Annotated in this window: 22 protein-coding genes and 1 riboswitch; of the genes, 11 read left to right on the forward strand and 11 right to left on the reverse strand. The window is 43.7% G+C overall.

The features are described 5' to 3' along the window. Positions 1-106 precede the first annotated feature (106 nt). The 3 genes from ACHUFQ_RS14820 to folE2 all read right to left on the reverse strand — a co-directional run bounded on the left by ACHUFQ_RS14820 (position 107) and on the right by folE2 (position 2436). On the reverse strand, positions 107-403 hold the full coding sequence (locus ACHUFQ_RS14820; protein WP_138320661.1) for a hypothetical protein: 297 nt from the start codon (positions 401-403) through the stop codon (positions 107-109). A gap of 129 nt (positions 404-532) precedes the next feature. Next, entirely contained in the window at positions 533-1087 is a 555-nt protein-coding gene (locus tag ACHUFQ_RS14825; protein ID WP_394176625.1) for a hypothetical protein, read from the reverse strand. Between the two features lie 419 nt (positions 1088-1506). Then, positions 1507-2436, reverse strand: coding sequence for a GTP cyclohydrolase FolE2 (gene folE2, locus ACHUFQ_RS14830; RefSeq protein ID WP_394176643.1), 930 nt, complete (start codon positions 2434-2436; stop codon positions 1507-1509). Positions 2437-2728: 292 nt separating this feature from the next. Here folE2 and ACHUFQ_RS14835 point away from each other — a divergent pair, with 292 nt between their 5' ends. Then, the gene (locus tag ACHUFQ_RS14835; protein ID WP_394176626.1) at positions 2729-3061 is read left to right on the forward strand and encodes an Hpt domain-containing protein; all 333 of its coding nucleotides are present in this window, start codon (positions 2729-2731) and stop codon (positions 3059-3061) included. Positions 3062-3127: 66 nt separating this feature from the next. Here the strand turns inward: ACHUFQ_RS14835 and arcA are convergent, their stop codons facing one another. Continuing rightward, a complete protein-coding gene (gene arcA / locus ACHUFQ_RS14840) occupies positions 3128-3847 on the reverse strand; it encodes a two-component system response regulator ArcA (RefSeq protein ID WP_394176644.1) in 720 nt (239 codons plus the stop codon). A 419-nt stretch (positions 3848-4266) separates the two neighbouring features. Next, positions 4267-5313 carry a methyltransferase gene (locus ACHUFQ_RS14845; RefSeq protein WP_394176627.1) on the reverse strand — a complete coding sequence of 349 codons (1047 nt, stop codon included), beginning with the start codon at positions 5311-5313 and terminating at the stop codon, positions 4267-4269. Between the two features lie 326 nt (positions 5314-5639). After that, positions 5640-5835, forward strand: a riboswitch (Lysine riboswitch). Between the two features lie 150 nt (positions 5836-5985). Here ACHUFQ_RS14845 and dapA point away from each other — a divergent pair. Further along, a complete protein-coding gene (dapA, locus tag ACHUFQ_RS14850; protein ID WP_394176628.1) occupies positions 5986-6903 on the forward strand; it encodes a 4-hydroxy-tetrahydrodipicolinate synthase in 918 nt (305 codons plus the stop codon). Positions 6904-6991: 88 nt separating this feature from the next. Further along, entirely contained in the window at positions 6992-8077 is a 1086-nt protein-coding gene (locus ACHUFQ_RS14855) for a succinylglutamate desuccinylase/aspartoacylase family protein (RefSeq protein ID WP_394176645.1), read from the forward strand. 137 nt (positions 8078-8214) lie between these two features. On the opposite strand, the gene ACHUFQ_RS14860 is transcribed toward ACHUFQ_RS14855, so the two are convergent. Both ACHUFQ_RS14860 and ACHUFQ_RS14865 read right to left on the reverse strand, forming a co-directional pair. After that, the gene (locus tag ACHUFQ_RS14860) at positions 8215-8823 is read right to left on the reverse strand and encodes a hypothetical protein (protein WP_394176629.1); all 609 of its coding nucleotides are present in this window, start codon (positions 8821-8823) and stop codon (positions 8215-8217) included. A gap of 83 nt (positions 8824-8906) precedes the next feature. After that, a complete protein-coding gene (locus ACHUFQ_RS14865) occupies positions 8907-9773 on the reverse strand; it encodes a crotonase/enoyl-CoA hydratase family protein (protein ID WP_394176630.1) in 867 nt (288 codons plus the stop codon). A gap of 215 nt (positions 9774-9988) precedes the next feature. Here ACHUFQ_RS14865 and ACHUFQ_RS14870 point away from each other — a divergent pair, with 215 nt between their 5' ends. From ACHUFQ_RS14870 to ACHUFQ_RS14885, 4 genes are all read left to right on the forward strand, one after another. Continuing rightward, positions 9989-10303 carry a hypothetical protein gene (locus ACHUFQ_RS14870; protein WP_394176631.1) on the forward strand — a complete coding sequence of 105 codons (315 nt, stop codon included), beginning with the start codon at positions 9989-9991 and terminating at the stop codon, positions 10301-10303. Positions 10304-10445: 142 nt separating this feature from the next. Beyond that, positions 10446-12962: a TonB-dependent receptor gene (locus tag ACHUFQ_RS14875; RefSeq protein ID WP_394176632.1), complete on the forward strand. Its 2517-nt coding sequence runs from the start codon at positions 10446-10448 to the stop codon at positions 12960-12962. A 150-nt stretch (positions 12963-13112) separates the two neighbouring features. Continuing rightward, complete coding sequence (locus tag ACHUFQ_RS14880) at positions 13113-13709, forward strand: hypothetical protein (RefSeq protein ID WP_394176633.1); 597 nt, start codon at positions 13113-13115, stop codon at positions 13707-13709. Positions 13710-14248: 539 nt separating this feature from the next. Then, on the forward strand, positions 14249-15736 hold the full coding sequence (locus ACHUFQ_RS14885; RefSeq protein WP_394176634.1) for an arylsulfatase: 1488 nt from the start codon (positions 14249-14251) through the stop codon (positions 15734-15736). A 523-nt stretch (positions 15737-16259) separates the two neighbouring features. Here ACHUFQ_RS14885 and ACHUFQ_RS14890 read toward each other — a convergent pair. The 3 genes from ACHUFQ_RS14890 to ACHUFQ_RS14900 form a co-directional block, all read right to left on the reverse strand. Beyond that, entirely contained in the window at positions 16260-16670 is a 411-nt protein-coding gene (locus ACHUFQ_RS14890; RefSeq protein WP_394176635.1) for a hypothetical protein, read from the reverse strand. 231 nt (positions 16671-16901) lie between these two features. Further along, the gene (locus ACHUFQ_RS14895; RefSeq protein ID WP_394176636.1) at positions 16902-17747 is read right to left on the reverse strand and encodes a CvfB family protein; all 846 of its coding nucleotides are present in this window, start codon (positions 17745-17747) and stop codon (positions 16902-16904) included. 99 nt (positions 17748-17846) lie between these two features. Beyond that, the gene (locus ACHUFQ_RS14900; protein ID WP_394176637.1) at positions 17847-18293 is read right to left on the reverse strand and encodes a tellurite resistance TerB family protein; all 447 of its coding nucleotides are present in this window, start codon (positions 18291-18293) and stop codon (positions 17847-17849) included. A gap of 385 nt (positions 18294-18678) precedes the next feature. Here ACHUFQ_RS14900 and ACHUFQ_RS14905 point away from each other — a divergent pair, with 385 nt between their 5' ends. After that, entirely contained in the window at positions 18679-19869 is a 1191-nt protein-coding gene (locus ACHUFQ_RS14905; RefSeq protein ID WP_394176638.1) for an efflux RND transporter periplasmic adaptor subunit, read from the forward strand. Next, the gene (locus ACHUFQ_RS14910; protein WP_394176639.1) at positions 19869-23045 is read left to right on the forward strand and encodes an efflux RND transporter permease subunit; all 3177 of its coding nucleotides are present in this window, start codon (positions 19869-19871) and stop codon (positions 23043-23045) included. Before ACHUFQ_RS14905 ends, ACHUFQ_RS14910 begins: the two co-directional genes overlap by 1 nt. A gap of 331 nt (positions 23046-23376) precedes the next feature. Here ACHUFQ_RS14910 and ACHUFQ_RS14915 read toward each other — a convergent pair whose 3' ends face one another. After that, positions 23377-24216: an isopenicillin N synthase family dioxygenase gene (locus ACHUFQ_RS14915; RefSeq protein WP_394176640.1), complete on the reverse strand. Its 840-nt coding sequence runs from the start codon at positions 24214-24216 to the stop codon at positions 23377-23379. A gap of 226 nt (positions 24217-24442) precedes the next feature. Between ACHUFQ_RS14915 and ACHUFQ_RS14920 the strand changes: the two genes are divergently transcribed. Further along, complete coding sequence (locus ACHUFQ_RS14920; RefSeq protein WP_394176641.1) at positions 24443-24769, forward strand: hypothetical protein; 327 nt, start codon at positions 24443-24445, stop codon at positions 24767-24769. 37 nt (positions 24770-24806) lie between these two features. Further along, entirely contained in the window at positions 24807-25322 is a 516-nt protein-coding gene (locus tag ACHUFQ_RS14925; RefSeq protein WP_394176642.1) for a TlpA disulfide reductase family protein, read from the forward strand. Positions 25323-25512 lie beyond the last annotated feature (190 nt).

Below are 25512 nucleotides of genomic sequence, written 5' to 3' on the forward strand. Positions count from 1 at the left end.
AACGAGCGATTAGGTCGCCTTACTGACTATGCAAGCAACATACTTTAACCAGATGGTTGAGCGTCTGTTGATCGCTCATTGCAGCCCAAACTGACACTCTGGTGGGCTATAAGTTTCTTAAATAAGTTACGACAACTATTACCAAAATCGCAATATATAGTCCTCGAATCAAATAACCCCATATTTTCCACCGAGCATTAAATGCGCATTGCCACATTCCAACCATAACCCAAATACCATATGAAACGACAATAGATAATAATACGATGGTTGATATAGTAGATAATTGAGGTGCCAATGCGTCAACAAGTAGCTGAAGCAACCCTCCCAACAATATATTTTGAACCCAAAAAACTTGCCAAAGTGGTGTTTTCCCTGTGAAGTTATTTTTAATCAATTCCATTTTCACTTCTCTTTATTGACTACTTTACAATAATCTCAATGACTGCTGTTCGCTCTAAACAGCCCCTGGCTGATTACCAAAGTACCGGATTGCTACAACAGACGCAATTATTCCCAATGGTTACATATTCTAATTATCTTTAATAAGTGACATAGGCTCAGGCTCTTTATGCTGCTCTGCTAAAATCAAACCAGCCGAGAAACTGCAAAACCATATGATTTTGTGAATAACCAGAAAGTAACTCTCAAATATAAGGAAAGGAACACCAGCAGTTAAACTTAATACGGCGGTATAAACATAAGCCTTATAAGAAAAGTAGTTTGGCTGGATCATTAGGTCGACTAAAGCACAAAACGCTATAGAACCGATAGCAGAATACACAGCGAATCCAATCATCGAATTGACTGCCATCGAAAAATCGAATGCTTCAATAATTAATGATGGAACAGCTAGAATAAAAGGCCAAACTGCGAATAAGATCAGATTTAGAAGCCCTGCTAGGATAGGAAATATAAGAATTATTTTTTTGCGCTGAATTGTATGTGAAGTACAAATAATAAGAGAAAAGAGACAAGCCTCAATAAATACCAAATAAGGAAAATTAGCATCTAAATCACGGGGGCCGATAAGAAGGTAAATGATGCTAAAAATGACTGTACCAGCTAGCAGTATCATTGATTGCATAAACATCCTTTTTTAAGATTTTGAATGACTGTAGATCGCTCAACTCGGCCGTTTACTACCTAGTTAATTTATCGGATAAGACTGACTGACGCAAACTCGCTTTTGGCGACGGCGCATAATGAAAAACTCACCCGTAGGGAGTTAGTGAGAGGCCCATTTACTGCCCTATATTTCATTAATATAGAATGACTATATCAACGAAATCTATGTTGTAACTGAACCTCTGCCCTAACTCTGAGTTGTGCACAAACTTAATGGGATTGGTATTAATGTATGGGGGCAAGCTATGTGAAAATGTTGGTAAGTGACACGTGAATGCCAGAGTTAATGTCAGGGCAGGGTCAATGGATTGGTGCACAGCAGGCACAAAAAAGGTCGCGTAATCGCAACCTTTTTTTAAATACGGTTAACGCGAGGTTTTATTCTGGCGTATATCCGCCAGCAATACCTTTCGTGGTTACTGCCACTGCATCATGGGCGTGCAGGGATTCAAGATGATTAATTTTAACCCAGTAATCATCGTAACCATTAACCTGATTCATCACGTGTTGAACGCGACGGGCGGCATCTTCACAAAACATCAGGTTTTGGCCGTTCAGACGCGCAAATTCTTGTTCATCTTCTCGTTTCACTGCTGCCTGAACCGGGGTCTGCAACGCGTTTTCTATGGTATCGACGATGTCAGTGATCGGAAAGTTATTTACCTGGCTGTTTAGCTTCACTTTAATTTCAGCAATGGAGCGCTGACTGTGTGGTGTTGCTACAATTCCCTGAGTCGTACCTAGCCACTGATGTACTTCTTCAGCAGCAACGTTATCTTTGTCTGCAAACGCTTCGGTAAACGATTTTTGAATTAACTGACGCGCTAACGCTGCGGAACACGGGCACGTTGAAGAGTAGGCGATATCAATACCCAACTCGATATCGAATCGGCCTTGCTCAAGCTTACCGGTAATGGTTACCGGGTAAACACGCCAGCCCAATTTACCACTGATTAAGGCTTCACGACGCATCGGGTAGTCGAACTGAAACTTAACCAAAGCGGTATCGCTTAAATCGTGATGCGAGCTGATAAACTCGTCCAATAGCGTAACTAATGACTGGTAATTTAAGGTGTTATTGCTCGCCAACTCGTCCAATAATAAGTAAAGTCGCGACATGTGAATGCCTTTCGCTTTAGGCTCTTTTAAATTTACAAACGCGTCGATGTGCGCTGATACCATGCGTTCAGCTTCATCTTTCGCTGCTAGCATGATTGGCATTTCAATATTCCCCATACCAACACGATCCAGGGTACCCTCGGTTTGGGCATTAGTGTGGTTAGCGATATCAGGCATTGATGTTGGCATTACTTCTCCGCGTTTTGTCATCAGTTGTTGTGCCTTATTCCAGGTTGCAATAACCGGGTAATCAAAGGCTTGTATAATTTATAAGGCATCTAAAAAGCATTCTACTGCTATGCCCTAGTAAAAAGGTCGGGTATTCTGGATCAAATGTCGATTAAAATCAATATTTACGGGCGTTTCACTCTGGTTATTTAAGTAAAACTGACCATACACTGCCAACTAAATTGATAAAGTACTCGCCACTTTCAATATAACTGCTAGATTTTTATTATCTAGCCAGAGAAATTCGAACATTATGGACGTATTAGATAAAACCTTAATAAGCCAATATCGTGATGTCCTTGGGCATGAAGCGTTCATGCAAAATGTCGATTTATACAGAGAGCAAGCGATTAAATATTTTCAAAAGCTGGAACAGGCTATTGAGTTGCAAAGCTACCCGCAATGGCAGGAAAACTGCCACATTCTTAAATCTGCATCGGGCAATACCGGCTTAAAAGAAGTATATCAATTAGCCAGTGATTTAGAGTATTCGCAAGCAGATTTTGACGAGTTGTCTGAACAACTGATGAATTTAATCGTGAAAAATGACCAGGCCTTAAAGGCACTGGAGCAATGGCTAAATTAATTTCTTAACCATCACTCCAGTAAGTCTCCCCAGACCCTTTCAATCTGATTAATCACTCAATTGTGATTAGCTATCTAAATTTCCGACGAAACGATAACCTTCACCGTGAATGGTATTGATAAATTCAGGGCTTTGATCATCGCTTTCAAAGTGCTTGCGCAGGCGACGAATGGTTACATCAACCGTTCGATCGTTTTCGCGTAGCTCTCGGCCCGTCATGCGACGGATAAGCTCTTGACGAGAAACGATTTTGCCTCTGTTTTCCATCAGTAAGCGCAAGGCACGGTATTCGCCACGTGGAATCGCAATTTTCTGACCATTTGGTGCGATCATCTGACGAGAATTTGGATCCAACTTCCAGTTATCAAACTGAATTACTTCAGTATCACCTTCTGTTGTAACCGCGCCGGTATCAGTGCGGCTCAGGCGATTTAACAGATTACGGACACGTATGGTGAGCTCACGCGGGTTAAATGGCTTAGTGATGTAATCGTCAGCGCCAATTTCCAGACCAAGCACCTTATCAACTTCGCTGTCACGACCGGTGACAAACATTAGGCCGACCTGATGCTTTTGTAGTACTTCGCGCGCCAGTATCAGTCCGTTTTTACCTGGCAGATTGATGTCCATTAACACTAAATCAATGTTATGCGATTCGATAACCGCTAAGATTTCTTCACCATTAGCGGCGAGATGAGTACGATACCCTTCACCTTCAAATAAGTTTTGTAAGCTCAAGCGAGTTACGTCTTCATCTTCAACAATTAAAATATTTGCTTCTTTAATCATTTCTACCTCTAACCATGTTTAATAGGATCCAGCCACGCCTGCCCAGATGATTTTCCTTTTCAATATTCGTCCTATTATTAGCGCATTTTCCCACTGAGCCTTTTGGTTGTGGCGTGGCTGTTAATTCGATGGGGTAATGATAAAGCAATCAGGATGGGAAACAATGGTGAAATTGTTGTAAAAATGTACAGCAAGAAATCAACAAATTTGTCACCTATGTAGTGATAACTCACTGATTGAGTTAATGATATGTTGAATACTTGGGAAATTAATTGTTAATCGTGAGTTAATCAAATTGCAACTAAGTGTAATTAAGACCCTTTACGGGCCTTTTTCAACACCTTCGTTGGCGGTTTTCGGGGTGTTTTTCGAGAGTTTTGTGCACAGATTTCGTATCGCTTTGTTTTGCGCATTCATTAATCACAGTGATGAATACTAAATCCCTGGCCTGTAGCTTTCAGCTCATAGTGCTTAAAGTGTTGCTTTAAGATTGGCGGGTACTTGAGAAAACTGTTTGCGACTATCGTGAGCTGGCCTTTGCCATGGATAAACTTGCGGATATCCGTTAAAAACGTTTCGGTAGTGGCGTAATGGGTTTTGATGCCCTGATGGAATGGTGGATTGGAAACCACATATTGATACTGTTGCGAAACATGCGACAGACCATCAGACGCAAAGACCTTGCCCTTTAGGCCATTCGCCTCAAGCGTCATACGGGCGCTGGCTAATGCCATCGCATTTACATCGAGCATATGAACATCGGTGTCCGGATATCTTGATGCTATGGCAGCACCAATCACCCCGGCGCCACAGCCAAAATCCAGTATCGTACCGTGCATAGAACTTGGTAGGTTGTTGAGTAATAACGCTGTGCCCTTATCCAGTTCACCGCGGCTGAATACACCTGGCAAATATTGGATCTGCAGTGTTTGTCCGGCAAACTCTATGGCAAAGCTACTTACCCAGTCCTGCAGAGAAAATTGCGCAATGTTTTCTGCAAAGGTACAGGAAAACAGACTGCAATGACGAGCCGAATCGAGTTTTTGATAATCCTTGGTCAGCTTGGTGGCAAGTTTTTGTGACGATTTAACACCACCTTTATTATCACCGACCACTAACACCAGACCATCTTTATGTAACACTGACGCTAACATGCTCAGTAAATAAATATACTCGTGCTTTGATTTGGGGAAGTAAATGATGATCAAATCGTGTTGTTTTTCGGTTTGATAATACTCACTAAACTGGGCATTGATATTGGCAACGTTGGCGATCTGTTGATGCTCGGCAAAATTAACATTAAAGGCGCTGATCAATGCGTCTGGATTTAAGCTTTGCATTTGTCGACAAAATTCAGGATCCGGGCAATTGACCAATAGCGCCGATGTCGCCGATAACAGGTCGTCGTTTTTCAGCAGTAACTGTGACGGATTGGAAAGCGTCGAACGTGTGGAGATGGCCATTGTGGTGATCCTGAAATAATTTGCGGGTATTTTCTTTAGTTTATGAGAAATAGTAAAGCGCAACAGTAAAGAAAATAACAGGTTAATGCGTTGATACTCGGACTCACTGACTAAGTATGAGTCAGTTTCTGCTAAGCAGGCAATAAACGACGAAATACACCATGGTGTTAACTATCCAGCGGTATTTTCGCGGCATTTATACAAAAAAGCAGGTTGAATTGTCACCCATCTAGTGCTTTAATAGCGCTTATATGTGTCTATATTTTGTTTGACGCTTGTTTAGCGGCAAAAACAGCAACCAATATGGCACATCAGCCCTTCTAAAGAGGGCCAGAAGAGGAGCGTTAACCAGGTAGTTATCTGGAGGAGATCAAACTCCGACGAAGGATAATGAGGGGGATTAACGCCGAGGTGGCAATGCTTTCAACAGGCGTTGAAGTGATTTTTGATGATCATGCTACCGGCTGACCAGGCTGAATCCTGGCAGCTGTCACCAACATACGGTGGAGAACTTCTGGTCTTTGCGTGACATTATCGTCAGGCAAACACCTAAAATTCCCCCGGTAATGATTTTTATATTAACTGATTGCAATGTCGTTAGATGTTTTGCGATCAGAGTTTGGTCAAAGGCCACAGAGCACTTGACGTAGGAAGTATTAAAAAGAGTTTAATATGACAAACACGTATACACTGGCCGACTATTCAACATGGACGGCATTAGTCACGCCTTTTGATGAGTTAGGTGCTATCGATTTTGATAGTCTGGCCCATTTAGTGGGTCAGCAAAGTGACGCGGGCAATGCCATTTTATTGTTGGGAAGTACCGGTGAAGGTTTGGCGATTCAACCGGAACAACAATTGGAAATCGTAGATTACGTCTGCAAGTTAAAACCCGGTGTGCCAATTATGGTTGCCGTTGGTGGCGCGGATCTGCCGGCGCAGTTAACCTGGATTAAACATTGTAATCGTCTGAATGTGGACGCTTACTTACTTGGCACACCATTTTATGCCAAGCCTGGGGTTGCAGGGCAAACCCATTGGTTCAAAAATTTATTGGATGCTGCAGATCATCCTTGCATGATATACAACGTGCCATCTCGTAGCGGTATTAATATTCCTACGCAAACGGTTGCGAATCTTGCTGATCATCCAAATTTCTGGGCGATGAAGGAAGCCAGTGGCGATATTCATCAATTTCTTGCCTATCGACAGGCTGCACCTGAACTTGCAATTTACAGCGGTGAAGATGCGTTAATGCCTTATCTTGCCGCCGCAGGAGCTGTGGGTCTGGTTTCGGTATGTTCCAATGTCTGGCCAGCAGCGACTAATCTTTACGTGAAACAAGCGTTAGCTGGTGACACGCAATCACTATTCCCTGTTTGGTATAATGCAACCAATGCGCTGTTTTGTGAAGCCAATCCAATTCCGGTGAAGGTGCTGTTACATCTCAAAGACATGATTGCATCGCCAATTCTCCGCGCACCACTAACCCACATTGAACTTAGCAATCATCAAAATATTCTTGATGCCGATGCTAGTGTGGCTAGTTGGCATGCATCGCAATTAAACACACACGCCTTAGCGGATTAATATTCGTTAAGGCGCTTTCCTGCTTTGTTATAACACTAAGAAGACAAACTGCATCGTGGTAGAAAAACAAATCTTAAATGTTGGCGAAATGGCCAGCGGCGTTGAATTAACCGTTCCAGTATATCGATTAAAAGGTCAGGGGCATGGACCCAGTGTCTATATTCAGGCCAATATTCATGGCGCGGAAGTGCAGGGCAATGCGGTCATTTATCAGTTGCTTGAATTGTTACAGCAACAGCAATTGTATGGCGATATCACGTTAGTGCCCTACGCAAACCCCGTGGGCTGTAATCATAAAAATGGCGAATACACATTAGGTCGTTTTGATCCCATTACCGGGATTAACTGGAATCGGATGTATCATTTCAATGATGATCTGCCGCAGCGATTTGTCGAGCAATATCCCGATGCGGATAACGATACCATTCGCCGCGAGTTTCGGCAGTGGATGCTGGATGATATTGACGATCAACTCGATCATAATATTTTCGGATTAACCACCGGACGCAGAATCGCCTATCAGTTGCAACGTATGGCATTGCAGGCGGATTTAGTCTTGGATCTACACACCGGACCGATTTCTTCTAAGCATTTATATTGCCCGGAATATGCCAGAGACAGTGCCCGTTACTTTGATATCCCTCATACCATACTCATTCCCAATGATTTTGCCGGCGCTTTGGATGAAGCGACATTTTGTCCATGGTGGGATTTACAACAAGCCTATAAAAATATTGGTCGCGATCTGAGCTTTAACAAAGAAAGTTTTACGGTTGAATTAGGCTCTCAGGAATTGATTGATTTGGATGAAGCCCTGATTGATGCCAAAAGCATTCTGAGTTATTTACAAGCCAAAGGCAGTATTGCGGATAATGGCTTCGAACCTCAGGAAATGACACGGTATGCGTGTTACCTAAAGGATTATAAAGTGTTCTATTCGCCAATGGGTGGCATGGTGGATTATCTTGCCGAATTTGGACAGCCACTGGCACCGGGTGAAGCGCTAGCAAGGATCCTAAGAATGGATAACTACGGTGACCCCGATGCAGATCCCTTGCACTATCTGAGCTTAGACCAAACAGTTATTCCAATCTTGCATTTTGCATCGGCGAGTGTGAATCAGGGGACAGAGCTGTATAAGCTGTTTAGTAACTATTTTGAACTGAAAAAGTAATGATGATGTAGGCGCCTAATTGGGTGCCTGAACAGGGGGGTTTTGGGGTCAGTGTACCCCTGGGATGTTTTCTAACTTATTGATACTGAACGCTTTAAAGTCTTGGTAATTACCCCTGACCTGTATGGAATTGAATTTTAGCCTTGTGGCATTTGAATATCGAGAGAGTTCAGCAGTTGATAATAGGCAAAAACGGTTAATATCCCTAAACCCAAAACCAGCAAGATACGATACTTCAAACCATGTTGGTGATGCTTTTCTCGTTGCTGATGATGGGTGACATCCATCATTTCATCACCAAAGTATATCGACAAAAACGTTCCCATCGCACTAATCAGCAAAATGCTCCAATACGGATAGGGTTGAGTCAGGATCTGTTCCAGCAAGCCGGTGAGCAGGGTGAGTTGATACGTTTGTGGGCTGGCAAATACATAGTAAAGGTTGATGGCAATGGCCACAAACCAGATAACCACCTGGGTTATTGCCATTTTAACACCAAACAATAAGCGAATTGGAAATGCCAGTATAAATCCTCCGTCGGCCACTGGCGTGCAAAGCACAAAGAAACTCCAGCTCAATATTGCCAGGCCAAAGCCCGTAGCGGCATCGTATTTGATGCTCATATATATGAAATAAGCAACCAGAATGGCGACTAAGGCCAGAAACTTCAGGACAGTTTCTTTATGAGTGGGATTCTTATGGCTAAATTTTGCCTGCGTATCTTGTGTCTCTTGTGCCGCGGTCATGTGTACCATCCAAGCGAAATACGTGTATTAACAATAGTTGAATCTATGTATTTACGAGATATTGCAAGTATCAATAACGTGCGTTACCAGCGTTTTCTGGGCTGATATGGCTTGGCATTGTCGGGATCCAATTGTTTTTTTACCGCGCGACGTTGATTTTTACCAGTGATAATCTTAATTTGATACCAGGTTTCCATCATCAGCATTTTCCAGTCGGGGCTTTGCCAGTTGCGCGTATATAAACGCTTAATCGCAGCCAGAGCATCGGGAGATTTGTGAGTTAACTGACTAAGTAGGTGTTGTGCTTCCTGTAATGGCGCCTCACAGACCTGAGTGATAAGATTCATCTCCATTGCCTGATGTGCTGAGATCGGTTCTGCACACATCGCCAGACGCAGCGCCTGATCCTTAGGCATTATCTCTCGCAACACCATATTGCCGGCCATATCCGGGATCAACCCCCATTTGCTTTCCATCACCGCCAGTGTTGCATCGGCACTGACATAGCGAAAATCTGCCCCCAGAGCGATCTGCAATCCACCGCCCCAGCAACGTCCCTGAATAACCGCAATCACCGGGACGGGAATTTTACGCCAGTTAGTGCTCACCTGTTGCGCCAGATTGGCTGATCCGGGTAACCATTTTTTCAGCAGCGTTAGCATCGCACTGCTATTTTTCATAAGAGACTTTACGTCAATTCCACTGCAAAAATCTGTCCCCGCCCCTTGCAGAATAACGCCGCGAATATGCGTGTTTTTTCGTAATGTGCGACCAATACTGGCGAGCGACTTGAAGGTTGCCAGATCTAACGCATTGAGTTTTTCTGGGCGATTTAAGGTGACATAAGCGATGTCGTTCTTGATCGTAAGATCTACCGGATGGCGCAAGGCATTATCTGTCAGATTTTGATGTTCAGAAACACGTTCAGATACGTTGTCAGGTTCGCTCATAGGTCACAATCAACACACTCAATTTATCATTAACGATAAAGCTAGCACGACTGGACGGATGAGTATAGATGAGAAAGTTAAACATTTGACTACTATTATACTTGTTATTAATGGTTAATGAATGTGATAATATAACAATTAAATGTACAGGGCTGTGTTATCAAAACCATTAACAGTCTTGCCTGCTGACAATAAATAACGGTAATCCAATAAACATGACTGCGATATTAACGCAAAATTCCAATCGACTCGCCACCACTCAAAAGAGTAATGGCTGGTTGCTTATTGGCTTGTTTTTGGTTGCCTTGCTTTATGTTAGTCATCATCAGGCCAGTCATGATGCATCGTCAAATCATATGCATTGTCAGGTCTGTTGGCAGTTTGCTGCGGACATTGATAAACCGGATACTGCCGGCTTTGAACGCTCTGCACAACATACCACCGAGCATGTCTTAGCGTCGGTACAACCTGTTTATACCTCGACCCTGTGTCGTACTCTAACCTGCCGAGGCCCGCCGCACGTTTCCTGAACTCAACATTAATGGGCTCGTAATCAAGGTAATATTTAACCAATAAAGTACAACTGCGCAAATCAAATCAGACAGTGTGTCTGCATTTGCTCGTTACCTACGATGCCTCTGGTTCCCTTTTTTTATTTTTTCAGGATTTAGTATGCGTTTCAATCGCTTATATACGGCCACTGCGTTGGCCTTTTCAATGGCAACTCCAGCATGGGCAGCGACAATTTCAGGTCAGGTAGTTGATACTCAAGGTAAAGGTATCGCCGATGCCGAAGTGAGCATTCTTCAAAATCGTGTCGTGACCGACGAAAACGGTTTATTTACATTAACCGACGTGGCTGACGGTACTGCCGAATTACACGTCGAAGCCCGATATTTCACCCATAAAAACCGTAACCTGACATTGTCCGGTAATGATGTTGATAATGTCATCGTGAAACTTTCACCTTCAGTGATGGATGTGGTGGATGTATATGCAACACCGTTGCACACATCAACCATGGAATCGGCACTACCGGTGAACGTATTAAGCGCTGATGAACTGCGTTTAAAGCAGGCGTCTACTCTCGGCGAAACCCTTAAACATGAAGTCGGTGTCCATTCGTCGTATTTTGGACCGGTTTCCAGTAGCCCAATCATTCGTGGCCTTGATGGCCCAAGAGTTTTGATCACTCAAAATGGATTAGATGCCGGTGATGCATCTCGTGTTGGTCCCGATCATATCGTATCAACTGAAACCACGACAGCAACTCAAATCGAAGTGTTAAGGGGGCCTGCTACCTTGTTCTACGGTAGTGGTGCGATTGGTGGGGTCGTCAATGTTGTTGATAACCGTGTACCAACCGAACTGGAGCAAAGTGTTGGCTTTTCGTTGCAGCACAACAGTGTTGCCGACGAAGATTTAGCAACCATTGATATTAATACCGGTACCGATTCTTTTGCGATTCACTTCGATGGATTCTGGCGTGAAGCCAATGATTATAAAATCCCGGGCCCGGCCGAGCTTGAACACGACGAGCATGAAGAAGATGGTCATGACGAGCACGATGAGCACGATCAGCATGATGAACATGAAGAAAGCGGTCGTCTTGCGAATAGCTCAAACGATGCCAAAGGCTTTACGGTAGGTACAAGCTATCTGCTGGACAATGGTTTTGTCGGCTTTTCCTATGGCCATACTGACCGCACATACGGCATCCCTGGGCATTCGCATGCGAGTCATGATGAGCATGGCGAACATGCGGACGAAATGCTCATCGAAGAAGAGCATGAGGAAGAAGGCCATGAAGAACAGGTATTTGGTGACTTAACTCAAGATCGTTTCCAGATGCTAAGTGATCTTCGTTTTGACGATAACTTTCTTAACCGTGTTGCTTCCAAAGTCTCTTACACCGATTATCAGCATCAGGAAATCGAAGATGGTCAGGTAGGCACAACGTTTAAAAACCAGCTTTGGGAAGCCAAATTCGATTTGTATCATCGCGAATACAATGGTTTTAAAGGTGCCTGGACATTGCATTACAAGCAATCGGATTTTGAAGCTACCGGTGATGAAGCATTTACTCCGCCATCAAAAACCGACACTCTGGCATTTGCCTGGCTAGAAGAAAAACACTTTGGTGATGTCTTATTGCAAGTCGGTGCTCGTATTGAGCATGTAACGCTTGATCCGGTTCACGTCCATGACGAGCACGAAGACCACGAGCATGAGATGGATGAGTCCTTAGACCACGAAGGGCACACGGAGTTAGAACTTTCCAAGCAGGACTTTACGCCAATCAGTGCGTCGGCTGGCTTGGTATGGGATTACCAGCCAGGTTATAACCTGGGTCTTTCATTTGCTTTCTCTCAGCGTGCTCCATCTGCAGCAGAACTATTTTCTAATGGACCGCACATTGGCACCAACAGCTATGAGCTAGGCGCACTTTATGAGTTACATGAAGAAGACGATGGCTATCATATTGAATTGTCCGATCAGGATGTAAATGTTGAAACCTCTTACAATCTTGACTTGACCTGGCGCAAGTTCTCGGGCGATTTCGGTTTTGTTGCAAGCGTATTTTACAACCATTCTGAAGATTTCTATTATCAACAGGATACAGGCTTGCTGTTTGAAGATAGTGGCATCCATGACCATGGCGAAGAAGCGCATGAGGAACATGAATCAGAAGAGCACGAAGAAGCGGAAATGGAAGAGCACGACCATGACGAAGAGGGCTTGCCGATTTTTGTATATCGTCAGGACGACGTGGATATGTATGGTTTCGAAGCGGAAATGGTTTATCAGTTCAGTGAACCGTTGAAAGTGAATGTCTTTACCGACTATATTCGCGCCAAGCTTGCTGATGGTGGTAATCTGCCCCGTATTCCTCCAATGCGTATCGGTGGTGGTTTACAATATCAGGCGAGCAATTTTGAAACCGGAGTAAACGTAACCCATTATTTTGAGCAGGATCAGCTTGCTTCACTTGAGACCGAAACCGATAGTTATACCATGGTAGATTTACATGCAAACTATTACTTAGATGGTATTGGCGATGACACGGTGCTGTTTTTGAAGGTCGACAATGTGTTTGATACCGAAGCTCGAGTGCATTCATCCTTCTTAAAAGACATTGCACCACTCCCTGGCCGTGGTATCACATTAGGGGTAAGAGCGCGCTTTTAACCTCTAAACCTCTCTTTTCAAAGGCACCTCTGGGTGCCTTTGTTGTTTTATAGTTATAAAGAAATTGAGTATCTCTATATTGAATTGCGATAACTAATTGAAGAGGCTAAGGTATTTATTAACCACACTAATGCTTAGGGAAGAATTAAAATGGATAAGGCAGCTGGCTACACTTTTATACTCGGTTCAATTTTGATGGTGGTCTTGATGTTAATCCCTTATGAAGAAGCAAATGCAACCTCCCTAGATTGGGATATTCGATTGGAAGCATTGATGTCAAACTGGAATTTCGTTGCGACTATTTGGAGATTTGAGCTCACAGCAGCAATTGCCTTAGCCTGGTCGTCTTTTCATTTTGCAAAAGAGAATAGTTCTTGGTACTTAGTAGCAATTGCTCATGTCATTTATATTGTTATGTATGGGGTGATGCTGGCCGGGTATCCCGAAGCGAGAACTCAGGAAGGGTATAATACGCTTTTTCAGATAGCTCTGTGGATATTTAGCGTCGCTAATTTACTGTGGGTGCTTGGAATTGGTCTGATTGTTAGCCAATATTCGGGATGGCTGAAATATGTTGGTTTTATCACGACATCAATCCTAAGCCTGACAATGATCGGAGTCTTTTTCAGGTTGCTCACTTTCGAAGATGTCTACTACGTAATGCCATTAGTGATCGTAGTTTATCTATTAAATATAATTATAGGAGCTAAATACGTTAAGGTATTAAACGAGCGGAGAACAAGCTAACGGTTTAAATGTATGAGTCTCAACTCGAACTGTCAGGTGCGAATAATAGGTCTAGATCAAACCTGACAATCACATTAATCCGAGATCAGATAAACAGGCTATGACCGATTTTTGCCCAGACAGTGTGAATATTAAAATTAGCTCCTAAAAATCGAGAAAAACTACTCCATTTCGTGTCTGAGATTTAATTCTGCGACGATTTCCCCCTATAAAGGGAAAAGCTTTACGTAGCATCCTTTAATTTTTCACATTGAAATAGTTTTCACACGGCCTGTGCCAAACTCGGTCCGTTAGCAATTGCTAATATACGATGCTTTTTGACGCTAAAAATCTATCTTTGTCGGGAGAGTCACCAATACTTTAACGTTTGCTCAATTAGTTATCTAAAGTTGTACTATTATTATCTGCTAATCAGGAAATCTTTTGAATGGATTCAATGAACAACAATCTGTTGTTCTTAATGTTTCAAATTCATTCGGGAGATGATAATGCTCAATATAAAACGATTTACACGAGGTTTTATAATTGCCCTCTTCGTGATGTCCACTCCTACAATCGCTGCAGATAAACCTAATATTCTAGTAATTTGGGGTGATGATGTTGGTATGTGGAACATCAGCGCCTACCACCGAGGCATGATGGGAGGCAGTACTCCCAATATTGATAAGATTGCCAATCAAGGCATGATCTTTATGGATCATTATGCTCAGGCATCCTGCACCGCCGGTCGTGCGGCGTTTATCACTGGCCAGTATCCAATCCGTATTGGCCTGAGTACGGTCGGTTTACCCGGCGCTGAACAAGGCCTACAAGAGAGTGTCCCGACCCTGGCCGAGATGTTAAAAGACCAGGGCTATATCACCGGTCAGTTTGGTAAAAATCACCTTGGCGATCGGGATGAACACTTGCCCACCAACCATGGCTTCGATGAGTTCTATGGCATCCTCTATCACTTGAACGCTGGCGAATACTCGGAACAATATGACTACCCGAAAGACGATAAAACTCAGGAACGCTTTCACCTCAAGATGCGCGGCATTATTCATTCCAAGGCGCGATCCGATGGTGGCCAGGATATAAAAGATCTCGGCCCGTGGGGCCGCGAAGTGCAGCGCAACATAGATCAGGATGTACTAGAGCAGGCAAAACGCTTTATTAGCGATGCGGTAAAAGCCGAAAAGCCGTTTTTTGTCTGGCATAACACGACCAGAATGCACTATCGTACTAATTTAACCGAGGAATACGAAGGTAAAAGTGGTTATGGCATTTACGCCGATGGCATGATGGAGTTGGATGATGATGTTGGCGAACTGCTAGATTTGCTTGAAGAGCTCGACGTAACCGACAATACCCTGGTGATGTTCTCCACCGACAATGGCGCAGCTTCTAACTCCTGGCCCGATGGTGGGAACCAGCCGTTTCACGGTGAAAAAGGCGTCGGCGGCTGGGAAGGCGGATTTCGCGTTCCAATGTTGGTCAAGTGGCCGGGTAAGATTCCCGCTGGTACATCCACCGGTGAGTTCATGACGATGGAAGACTGGATGCCGACTATCATGTCAATTGTCGGTGAGAAGGATATCAAGGAGGAATTGGTCGACGGCGTGAAAATCGCCGGTAAAAAGCAAAAATCTCATCTCGACGGATACGATCAAACCGACATTCTGTTCAACAAAGGGCCATCGAAACGCAAAGAGTTTTATTACTTCACCGAAACCACGTTCCATGGTATGCGTTACGGTGACTGGAAATTCCTGTTCATTGACCAACACGAATGGTTCCGAGCCACTCAACAGGCAATGACAACCCCATACATCATCAATTTAAAACTGGATCCGTTTGAGCGTTTTATCGAAGCGCGTGGCTATGACGAATGGGCAGAAAATCGTTCCTGGACGCTCGGTCCTGCAGGCGCACAGATTATACAGTTCGTAAAAAGTTTCGAAGAATTCCCTCCCACTCAGGCGAGTTTCTCGGCACAGGTTTCCGAAGTCAGCAAATATATTAATTCTCAGGCAGTAAATCGGTAAAGCGAATGATAAGAGCGGCTACACTGAGACTTTAAAGATACATATCTCTGAATGTCTGTAGTTCGCTCTAACCAGCCTATGGTTCACCTATCTTCCTTGCCAATTTTTTACGTTCATAAAACGTAAGAGCGCAAGCCATAATACAAGCGTAAATTATTTGTGTGGAGAATCCTCCTAGGGGTACTCCTAAATTTAATACTTGTTTATTTAACTCTGCCGACACGTAAATGATCCCCATGAAGACGAAAAAAGATTCAATCAAGTGGAATGGAATTGTTTTAGACAGCTTACTCACTTTTACGTCGTCTTTGTAATTTAACCTGCTGTTAATCCAACCGTTGTCTGCAGACAAATTCGGTACGACTTTCTCGGCAATTAACTTTAATTATCTTTAATTAACCCTAATCCAAATAGGGCTTTGAATGACTCTAGCTCATTGCAGTCTGTCAGATCACATCGAACCCTGTTAATTACAAGTGCCAGGTCAGATACAAGCTACTACAGTTTAAACACCAGTGAAGTTTTAATTGGGATCATTCTTTTCCAGGCTTTTCAGCTCACTGGTATCGACGTTTTCCAGCCCTTTTAGAGCTTCATGTTCAATATTGTCTTTGTGGCTGTCTTCCATATTTTGCCATTCAATCGCCATCCGTTGTTGACGCAATTCAGCTTCTTCTTTTAATTCACATTGGCGAAACGCGTCAGACCAACCTTGCGCATATTCCTGCTCCGCATTGAATCGATTGTTGTCTTTTTGAAATTCATCGAAGTAGCTGCCACCTGCTTGCTTGCCGCTTTCACAACCGTCGGCAAATCCATCGGCGTAGCTATTACTGTAGCCCTTCGAACGCATTTCTTCACGAGTCTGATCAGCGGTTGACTGACAACCGGCACTGAGCAGTAACACACTCAAAGCAAAGATAAGTTTTTTCATGTCTGAACCTGATTAATGTTATTAGGTCTTTTTAGTATAGAAGAGCGATTTGTGTATGCCTGACTTAAGCAAAAACTGTATTGATGGCGACAAATATCGGCTGATGTGCTCTGCATGGCAAAGGGAGCTGATTGGTATTATTGATGGGGGTGTTAATATTAGCGCCAATATCGGGCCTAATGTCTCAATAAAGGCCTTGAAAATAGCAAGGCCTTGGTGCCGGTTATATCCTTACTTATTGCCTTTATCGGTTAGGCGAAATCCTTGTTCTAGTAACTCTACTTTTTTATGTTTGAGTAAGTTTCCTAAGGTCGATTTAAACGTTTTTTTACTGACACCAAATGCCCGTTTAATCTCTTCAGGACTGCTTTTGTCATGAAGGTTGCAGTAGCCTTTGTGTGCTTTTAAATACGCAATGAGTGCCGGGGCGAAATCATTGACTTTGGCGATGCCACCGCGGGTTAATATCAAATCAATACCGCCGTCACTTCGCACGTTTTTAATGTACCCTTTAATGCTTTGACCGGTACGCAAATGCTGAAAAACTTCATTGTCGTACAACAGACCCCAATGCCGGTTGTTGACGATCGCTTTAAAACCGAGATCGGTTTTGGTGGCAATGATCAAATCAACTTGTTCACCGATTTCATATTGTGCGGGCCAGATATCGAGAAATTTATCGAGCTTACTGGAAGCGGCGATTCTATCGCTGTAATGATCCCGATAAACCTTTACCAGATACGACTTGCCAACCACCATGCGGGTTTTTTGCTGATTATATGGGACCAATAAATCTTTGGGTAATCCCCAATCTAAAAAGGCTCCCATTTTATTGACCTGCACTACGTTCAAATAGGCAAACGCTTCTAATTGTGCTTTGGGTTTTTCAGTGGTGGCAACGAGCCGGTCTTTGGAATCAAAGTATATAAAGACATCAAGGGCACTGCCTTCGTCGCAGTCTTCAGGGACGTAGCGGGTTGGTAATAATATCTCGCCCAGATCACCGCCGTCGAGATACGCACCGATGTCTGTCATCTTAATGATATTCAGGGTATTGATTTTGCCAACGTCAGCCATTAGAAGTACTCAGAAAAGGAATGTTACAAAGGCGCGCATTCTAACAGGCTCGTAGCCTAATGCCTATGAAAAAGGGTGTCAGGAAGCGCATTGTCCAACCTAACCGGCATTTTGCACGGCGAGTTTGGTTTGAATATATTCCTGGTGGTTCAAGTGCAGCAAATCGGCGATTTTACGTATGGTATGTTCTTCAATCGCATCCAATTTACCGTCACTTAATGCCAGTTGCCACAAGCGTTCGATAATCTCGATACGCTGCCCCAGGGTAAAATGCTTGTTTACCAGACTGGTATAACGATAGTAATCCGTCGCGTGGAATGACTCATCTTCCGCTGCCGCTAGTATGGCGTCGACTTCGTCCCGCTCAAGTGAGAATTGCTCGATCAACATTGTCTGGCAGTAACGTTTTTCCTCATCTGTGTATTTTTCATCAGCGCGAATAACTTCAAAGAGTAATACCGCCGTAGCCACTTCCAATGAAAGTACCTGATTCACCACTGTATCTTGATGCAGGCTTTTTAAAAATACACGTACCCGAGTAAGCATGACCGTCCAGATTTTTGAAATTGAAACGAATACCTTAAATCTAGCATTGTTTATCAGGTTCGGGAAATCAAATTGCTGACCGTTATCCAAATGGCGGAATCTACAAATGTCATGTTATCTTCGCTTAATTGTAAAATTATCACCGATCTCGGTAGGTCAGTCTTTTTCCTTGTTCAAAAAGTTTATTCGGCGCAATTTTATTGCTTAAAACGTGATTTAGATGAAAAATTATTTAGCCTTTAAAATTACATTAATTCAAAGGGTTAGGGGTTTTCCACACAAACTGTAATGACTTGTTACAAGTGTTTACATAATTGTCGGTTACATTTGACTACAAATAGGTAACATATTGCCTAGAAAATTGCCTACATACCGAGGTTTTACCGTGAAAATCAAAAGAATTATGCTTCCAATCGTGATCTTAGTCATGGGGGTGGGATCCTTAATAGCCCTGTCCAGCATGCGTAAGCCACCGGAAGAGAAACCACAGGAAGACGTGGTTCCTATTGTCGCCGTCAAGGATGTCGCACTTGGCTCTCTGTCTTTAGATGTGTCCTCTTATGGGGTGATGCAACCCAAATATGAAACTCAGCTAATTGCTCAGGTGAGTGGTCAGATTGTGAAGCTTTCGGACACCTTTGTTCGCGGTGGCTTCGTCGAAAAAGGCCAGCTTTTGGCACAAATTGACCCGAGTGATTATGAAGCAGCCCTTGTCGATGCTGAAGCAAACCTTGCGTCTGCAACTGCAGCTTTGGAGCTGGAAAAGGCACAAGGCAAAGTTGCCGAGCGTGAATGGCAACGAATAAAAGATACTTCACCAACCGAGTTAAGTTTGCGTAAGCCACAACTGGCCCAGGAGATGGCTCGAGTCAAAGCGGCGGAAGCTGCGGTGAAACGCGCTCGTCGTAACCTTGACCGTACAAAGATTATTGCCCCTTATCATGCCCTGATTTCTGATCGTACGGTTGGCCTTGGCGCCGTTGTCGGGATGGGAAATCCAATGGGTACCATCATGTCGGTGGATACCGGTGAAATTCGCCTACCGGTCGCAAATAACCAATTACGTTTCCTCAATGAACAGGGAGTTGGCAGTTCGGTAAACCTAACTTCAGACCAGGTTGGTAAAGATTTTAGCTGGCAAGGCAAGATTGTTCGCTCAGAAGGCGTTATCGACAATCAGTCTCGTATGTCATATTTGGTTGTTGAGGTGAATGACCCCTATGGCTTAACGGAACAAAAGACGCCGCTCAAATTTGGTACATATCTGAATGCCACCATCGATGGCATTAAAATTACTGATGCGGCAATCGTACCGCGCCATCTGGTCCAGGATAAAAAAATTGCGATCATGAACAAAAATGATGAGCTCGAATATCGTGCTATCAATATTCTGCGTCAGCAAGGAAAATCGGTGGTTGTCAATCAGGGCTTACGTGACGGTGACCGCATAATCACCTCAGCGATGGATTATCCGCTGCCTGGCATGAAGTTAGCGTTATTATCGGACGAGTCTGCCGAACCTCTGGATAGCGAAACGGATGAGAGTGAAACTCAGGTCGCTTTGGGAGATAACTAATGGATGATACCAATAAAGGTTTGATTGCCTGGTTTGCCCGTAACCCGGTTGCGGCGAATCTATTAATGGCGGTGATCATCATTGGTGGTCTGCTTACCATGGGCACCATTCGTAAACAAATATTCCCGCAAATTGAAATCAACTGGTTACGTTATCAAGCTGCGTATCCGGGCGCGGCGCCACAGGAAGTGGAAGAAGGTATCACGATTAAAGTCGAAGAAGCGCTTGAATCCGTACCTGGGCTGGAAAGAACGATCACTTATTCGGGTCGTAACTTATCTAACGGTTGGTTCCGTGTCGACGACAACTACGATGCGCAAGTCGTACTCGAAGAAGTTAAGTCGCAAATAGACTCTATTTCCACCTTTCCTGCAGGCATGGAACGGCCAACGGTTGAACGGGTCAAAATGGAACAGGAAGTTCTGAATATTAGCTTATATGGCGATTTAACTCAGATTCAATTGAAGGAGCTAGGTCGTAAAATCCATGATGAAATTCGGCAGTTACCTTTGGTCAATATTACCGAATTCAATAGTGGCTTAAATTATGAAATCGCCATTGAAGTTTCCAAAGACAAGCTGCGTGCCTACAACTTAAGCTTCACCGATGTTGCTAACGCGGTGCGCAACTGGTCGCGAAATATGTCAGCAGGGCAAATTCGTGCTGAAAACGGCTATATCAATCTGCGCGTCGAAAATCAGGCTTATGTAGGGCAGGAATTTGAAAGCTTACCGCTGATCACGCGTGAAGATGGCTCAAAAATCTTATTAGGCGATATTGCTACTGTCACCGATGGTTTTGAACAAGGTATCCAATACTCAAGGTTTAACGGGAAAAACGCGGTGTCGTTTGAAGTGAAAGCCGCGCATGACCAGTCAATTACCGATATCGCTGATGTCGTTAATAATTACATTGCCGCGAAGCAAAATACCTTGCCCGCAGGCGTTAATCTGGAAAGTTGGGTGGATCTAACGGAATATCTGGAAGAGCGTCTGGATATGATGATCTCCAACCTGGCCAGTGGTGCGATATTAGTCTTTTTAATGCTGGCGTTGTTTTTACGTATCCGTTTGGCATTTTGGGTGATGATGGGCTTACCGGTTTGCTTTTTGGGCACGCTGTTGTTTATGCCAATGTCATTTATTAATGTCACCATCAGTTTAACCAGCTTATTTGCTTTTATTATGGTGTTGGGGATTGTCGTCGATGACGCCATTGTGATGGGTGAAAGTGCTCACAGTGAAGTTGAAAAAAGTGGCAACAGCATTGACAGCGTGATTCGTGGCGTTAAACGGGTGGCGATACCGGCAACCTTTGGTGTTTTAACCACGATTGCCGCCTTTATGCCTTTTGTTATTGCCGATGGCCCACAAGCCGCCTGGGGGCAAGCCATTGGTATGGTCGTGGTGCTGTGTTTAATCTTCTCATTAATCGAATCGAAACTGATTTTACCGTCGCATTTAGCGTCGATGAAAACCAAGGTCCATAATCCACGCAATCCGTTTGATGTATTACGATTGAAAATTGATACGGGATTGAAAAACTTTATTGCCAATGTTTACCGACCTATGTTGGTGAAAACCGTGGAATACCGATATGCCTTAGTATGTTTATTTATCGCCTTAATTATGGTTTGTGTCGGGTTATTTAGTGGTGGCCTGGTTCGCTCGACGGGGATGCCGAAAGTTCCTCATGATTTTCCGAGAGTGAATCTTGAGATGAATCTGGATGCATCAGAGCAAGCGACATTGGATGCCGCACGGGCAATTGAACAGTCGCTAATCGAGGTAGATCGTCAGTTAGAGTTGGAATATGGCTCTAAAATGATTGATGTGATGCTGGTTTATTTAAGAGACAGAACTCGGGCGGGGATCACGGTAAAATTAGTCAGACCTGAAGATCGACCGTTGACGACGTTTGAAGTTGCCGAACGCTGGCGCGCTAATTTGCCGGTGATCCCTGGGGTGAAAGAGCTGGATATTCAGGACACCCTGTTTGGCTCGGATATGGATGACGGTGATATTAGCTTTAGACTTGAATCTCAGGATGACCAGCAATTACTGGGAGCCTCAAAAGCGCTCAAGGATAAGTTAAACACCCTAGTAGGGGTCAGTGATGTCAATGATTCTCGCATGGACAGCGCGAAAGAAGTGCAGTTTGACTTAAAGCCATTAGCCTATTCTTTAGGGTTGACGCTGGCCGATGTGGCGCAGCAGGTGGGCTACAGTTTCTATGGCCTGGAAGCGCAACGCATTTTACGCAATGGTGAAGAAATTAAAGTCATGGTGCGTTACCCGTTAGAGCAGCGTAGCTCGATTGGTCATGTCGATGATGTAATGGTTAAAGCACCAAATGGGGCGGAGGTGCCATTGTCGGAAATCGCCGATATTCGCATCGTTGATGGGGTCAACCAAATTCGTCGCGAAAATGGTAACCGAACCATTAATGTTTGGGCGAAAGTCGATTCATTTCAGGCCGAGCCATTTCAAATCGCCAAGGATATACGTGAAAACTTTATTCCTGAATTACGTAAAAGATACCCAGGTTTAAAAAGCGAACTTGGTGGTCAAATTCAAGAGGAAATTGACAGTCAAAGATCGTTAATGCGAGATGCCGGCATTACCCTGCTAATTATCTTTAGTTTGCTGGCCATTCCTCTGCGTTCATACAGCCAACCTATTATCATCATGTCGGTCATTCCGTTTGGCTTTATTGGTGCTGTGATTGGCCATATGGTCCATGGTTTGGATTTGAGTACCTTTTCTTTCTTTGGCCTGATTGCCGCCGCTGGGGTTGTTGTCAACGATTCCTTGGTAATGATTGATTATGTGAATAAAGCACGACTTGCGGGGCTTAGCGCCGCCAAAGCGGTGGTTGAAGCCGGTTGTAAACGCTTTAGAGCCATTTTGTTAACGTCATTAACGACGTTTATTGGTTTGGTGCCGATTATGCTGGAAACCAGTATGCAGGCGAAAATGGTTGTGCCGATGGCAATTTCCCTTGCCTATGGTGTACTGTTTGCCACCGTGGTGACACTAATCTTAATCCCATGTCTGTATATTGTTTTTGAAGATGTCGGCCGTGCGTTTAAGCGCATGATGGCTTGGTTCAGAGGTGATGACGAACTGGAGTCCTCGGATAGCAAGGACGCGTCAGTGTCGGAATTACCTAGCTAAATTTAGACGAGTATTAAAAAGGGCTGATTAAAAATCAGCCCTTTTTTTATCGCTAGATTACGGGATTATACCAACCCCATTAAATTATTGCTCACTCAGTGAGAATTTAAAGGCTTTTAGACAAGGCTTTGATTGCAGAGAATGGTTATACCATTGTCAAAATCAGTAACGCAGGATAAATGCCTTTAAAACTCACCCGTAGAGAGTTAGTGAGAGGCCCATTTACTGCCCTATATTTCATTAATATAGAATGACTATATCAACGAAATCTATGTTGTAACTGAACCTCTGCCCTAACTCTGAGTTGTGCACAAACTTAATGGGATTGGTATTAGTCTTTAACGCCGAGCTCGCGTAGGCGTTCTAGCAGGTAGCTGGCCTGTGTATGGCGCTCGGATAACACCACTTCCGATCTTGGGTGTAAAAACAATGGCAACGAAATTCGTGATTTCTGCATATCGGCCCCTTCAGGATTAATTACCCGATGGCTGGTTGACGGGAAATAGCCACCGCTGGCTTCCTGCAGCATATCACCGATATTAATAATCAAATTTCCAAAATCAGATGGCACATCCATCCATTCACCGTTTTGTAATTGTACTTGTAAGCCTGGCTCATTAGCCGCCGGTAAAATGGTTAACAGATTGATATCTTCATGGGCCGCAGCGCGGATAGCGCCAGGTTGTTCATCACCGTGCAATGGCGGGTAGTGCAATACTCGCAACAAGGTATTTGGGGTGTCCTTGATCATATTGGATAAGGGTTCATGATAAAGCGCCGATACCTCGTCCGGGCTGTATTTTTCAACCCAGTCGAGAAGCTCTTCGGCAAGGGAAGACGCTTTTTGATAGTAATCAAGAATATCGGTTTTTAATTGCGCGGGGATCCTGCCCCAGGGATAGACGTGATAATACTCTTTAATGTCTTTTTGCTTATGGCCTTTGGCGGTTTCGGATATTTGCGGGCTGAAATAACCATCTTGTTTCTTCGGGTCAAAGGCAAAACTATGCTTTTCTTCAGAGTCGAAAAATTCCTGCCAGTTTTGATAAATAGATTCGACTAACTGTTGTTGGATTGGGTGATTTTTTAAAACCCCAAATCCTGTTTCTCTTAACGAGGCAACAAATTGTTGTGCAGCCTCAGGGTGTTGATAATCAACGACCTGCATCATAACTCCTCCTGTTTTGCTGTATATTTTAGCTGAACATTAGGCGGATGAATATTGCCTGCACGAAAGCTTACTGCTATGTTGGTTATATTCATACCGCCCAGTTGAGAGTTTTTTGTTCGAGTGCCTTGCATAAGCCAGTAGATTTTCGATGTGTGACAGCTTATATGGAGGTGTTGATCTAAAGCGCTTTGCGTGTCGGAAAATACCTATAATAAAGGGGAACTTCATGAAGCAATTCCTGTTATCCATCTCTTTAACGTTGTTTTTGGTCGCGTGTTCTTCATCCGAGAGTGAAAATTGTGATGATATTCGCATCAGCGCCGAACAACAAAATGAGTGCCTCAGCCTTAAAAAGCAGATAGATAATGCCCGAGGACAACCAATTCTTCGTACCGAACTAGAGCGTCGCTATGAACAGGATTGTTTGAATCTTCGCTACTATCGTGACGACCAGGTTGTCGAACGTTGTCAGAACCAACAGGAAGTGGACGAAGTGCGCAAAGAAGCGGAGCAGGATGCGGTTGAGCAGCAAAAACAACTATCTTCATGGTAGTCTGGGTTAAGTATTAAATGAGTGAGTTTTAACCTGTATGTCTAAGACAATTTATATGATGCTGCTAACGGCCGTGCTCATTGGCGGCATAGGGCTGTACAGTATTCTTGGGCAAGCCCAGGATGATCCAGCGGAACCAACCAACCTTGCCCAACAACAATTGGATCAGATGTTAGAGAAATATAAAGGCAAGGTGATATATCTCGATTTTTGGGCATCCTGGTGTGTGCCGTGCCGAAATTCTTTTCCATGGATGACCACCATGCAGGAAAAATATCAAGATCGAGGCTTTCAGGTGATCACTATCAACCTTGACGTAGATAAAACCTTTGCAGAAGATTTTCTTAAAGACTACCCGGCGAAGTTCCCGATTATTTACGACCCTAGCGGTAAAGTTGGCGAACACTATCAACTCAAAGGAATGCCCAGCAGCTTTGTTATTGGCCGAGATGGTTCGGTGGTTGCGAATCAGGTTGGATTTTTTGAAGATAAAGTTGATGAATATGAAGCTAAAATCGTTGAAATTCTCTCGCTGGAAACCGTAGAGCCGTAAGTTTGAGACAAACTAACAGATAGTTTGTCATCAAATCTTCTTTAAATTGTCAAATTTGTAAATTGGCAAACTATTCGTATTAAATTCAGCATGTAATCATCAAGCGTTTTCACTTTAATACCAATCACATTAAGTTTGTGCACAACTCAGAGTTAGGGCAGAGGTTCAGTTACAACATAGATTTTATTGA

Origin of the sequence: Thalassotalea litorea, from assembly GCF_043642205.1 — a bacterium.
Classification (GTDB): domain Bacteria; phylum Pseudomonadota; class Gammaproteobacteria; order Enterobacterales; family Alteromonadaceae; genus Thalassotalea_A; species Thalassotalea_A litorea.

Coding starts and splice junctions, on each gene's coding strand:
- ACHUFQ_RS14870 (WP_394176631.1), top strand. CDS start 9,989: ATGACTGCGATATTAACGCAAAATTCCAATCGACTCGCCACCACTCAA.
- folE2 (WP_394176643.1), bottom strand. CDS start 2,436: ATGCCAACATCAATGCCTGATATCGCTAACCACACTAATGCCCAAACC.
- ACHUFQ_RS14915 (WP_394176640.1), bottom strand. CDS start 24,216: ATGATGCAGGTCGTTGATTATCAACACCCTGAGGCTGCACAACAATTT.
- ACHUFQ_RS14910 (WP_394176639.1), top strand. CDS start 19,869: ATGGATGATACCAATAAAGGTTTGATTGCCTGGTTTGCCCGTAACCCG.
- ACHUFQ_RS14875 (WP_394176632.1), top strand. CDS start 10,446: ATGCGTTTCAATCGCTTATATACGGCCACTGCGTTGGCCTTTTCAATG.
- ACHUFQ_RS14880 (WP_394176633.1), top strand. CDS start 13,113: ATGGATAAGGCAGCTGGCTACACTTTTATACTCGGTTCAATTTTGATG.
- ACHUFQ_RS14895 (WP_394176636.1), bottom strand. CDS start 17,747: ATGGCTGACGTTGGCAAAATCAATACCCTGAATATCATTAAGATGACA.
- ACHUFQ_RS14920 (WP_394176641.1), top strand. CDS start 24,443: ATGAAGCAATTCCTGTTATCCATCTCTTTAACGTTGTTTTTGGTCGCG.
- ACHUFQ_RS14900 (WP_394176637.1), bottom strand. CDS start 18,293: ATGCTTACTCGGGTACGTGTATTTTTAAAAAGCCTGCATCAAGATACA.
- ACHUFQ_RS14825 (WP_394176625.1), bottom strand. CDS start 1,087: ATGCAATCAATGATACTGCTAGCTGGTACAGTCATTTTTAGCATCATT.
- ACHUFQ_RS14845 (WP_394176627.1), bottom strand. CDS start 5,313: ATGGCCATCTCCACACGTTCGACGCTTTCCAATCCGTCACAGTTACTG.
- ACHUFQ_RS14925 (WP_394176642.1), top strand. CDS start 24,807: ATGTCTAAGACAATTTATATGATGCTGCTAACGGCCGTGCTCATTGGC.
- ACHUFQ_RS14860 (WP_394176629.1), bottom strand. CDS start 8,823: ATGACCGCGGCACAAGAGACACAAGATACGCAGGCAAAATTTAGCCAT.
- ACHUFQ_RS14865 (WP_394176630.1), bottom strand. CDS start 9,773: ATGAGCGAACCTGACAACGTATCTGAACGTGTTTCTGAACATCAAAAT.
- ACHUFQ_RS14885 (WP_394176634.1), top strand. CDS start 14,249: ATGTCCACTCCTACAATCGCTGCAGATAAACCTAATATTCTAGTAATT.
- ACHUFQ_RS14890 (WP_394176635.1), bottom strand. CDS start 16,670: ATGAAAAAACTTATCTTTGCTTTGAGTGTGTTACTGCTCAGTGCCGGT.
- dapA (WP_394176628.1), top strand. CDS start 5,986: ATGACAAACACGTATACACTGGCCGACTATTCAACATGGACGGCATTA.
- ACHUFQ_RS14855 (WP_394176645.1), top strand. CDS start 6,992: ATGGCCAGCGGCGTTGAATTAACCGTTCCAGTATATCGATTAAAAGGT.
- ACHUFQ_RS14835 (WP_394176626.1), top strand. CDS start 2,729: ATGGACGTATTAGATAAAACCTTAATAAGCCAATATCGTGATGTCCTT.
- ACHUFQ_RS14820 (WP_138320661.1), bottom strand. CDS start 403: ATGGAATTGATTAAAAATAACTTCACAGGGAAAACACCACTTTGGCAA.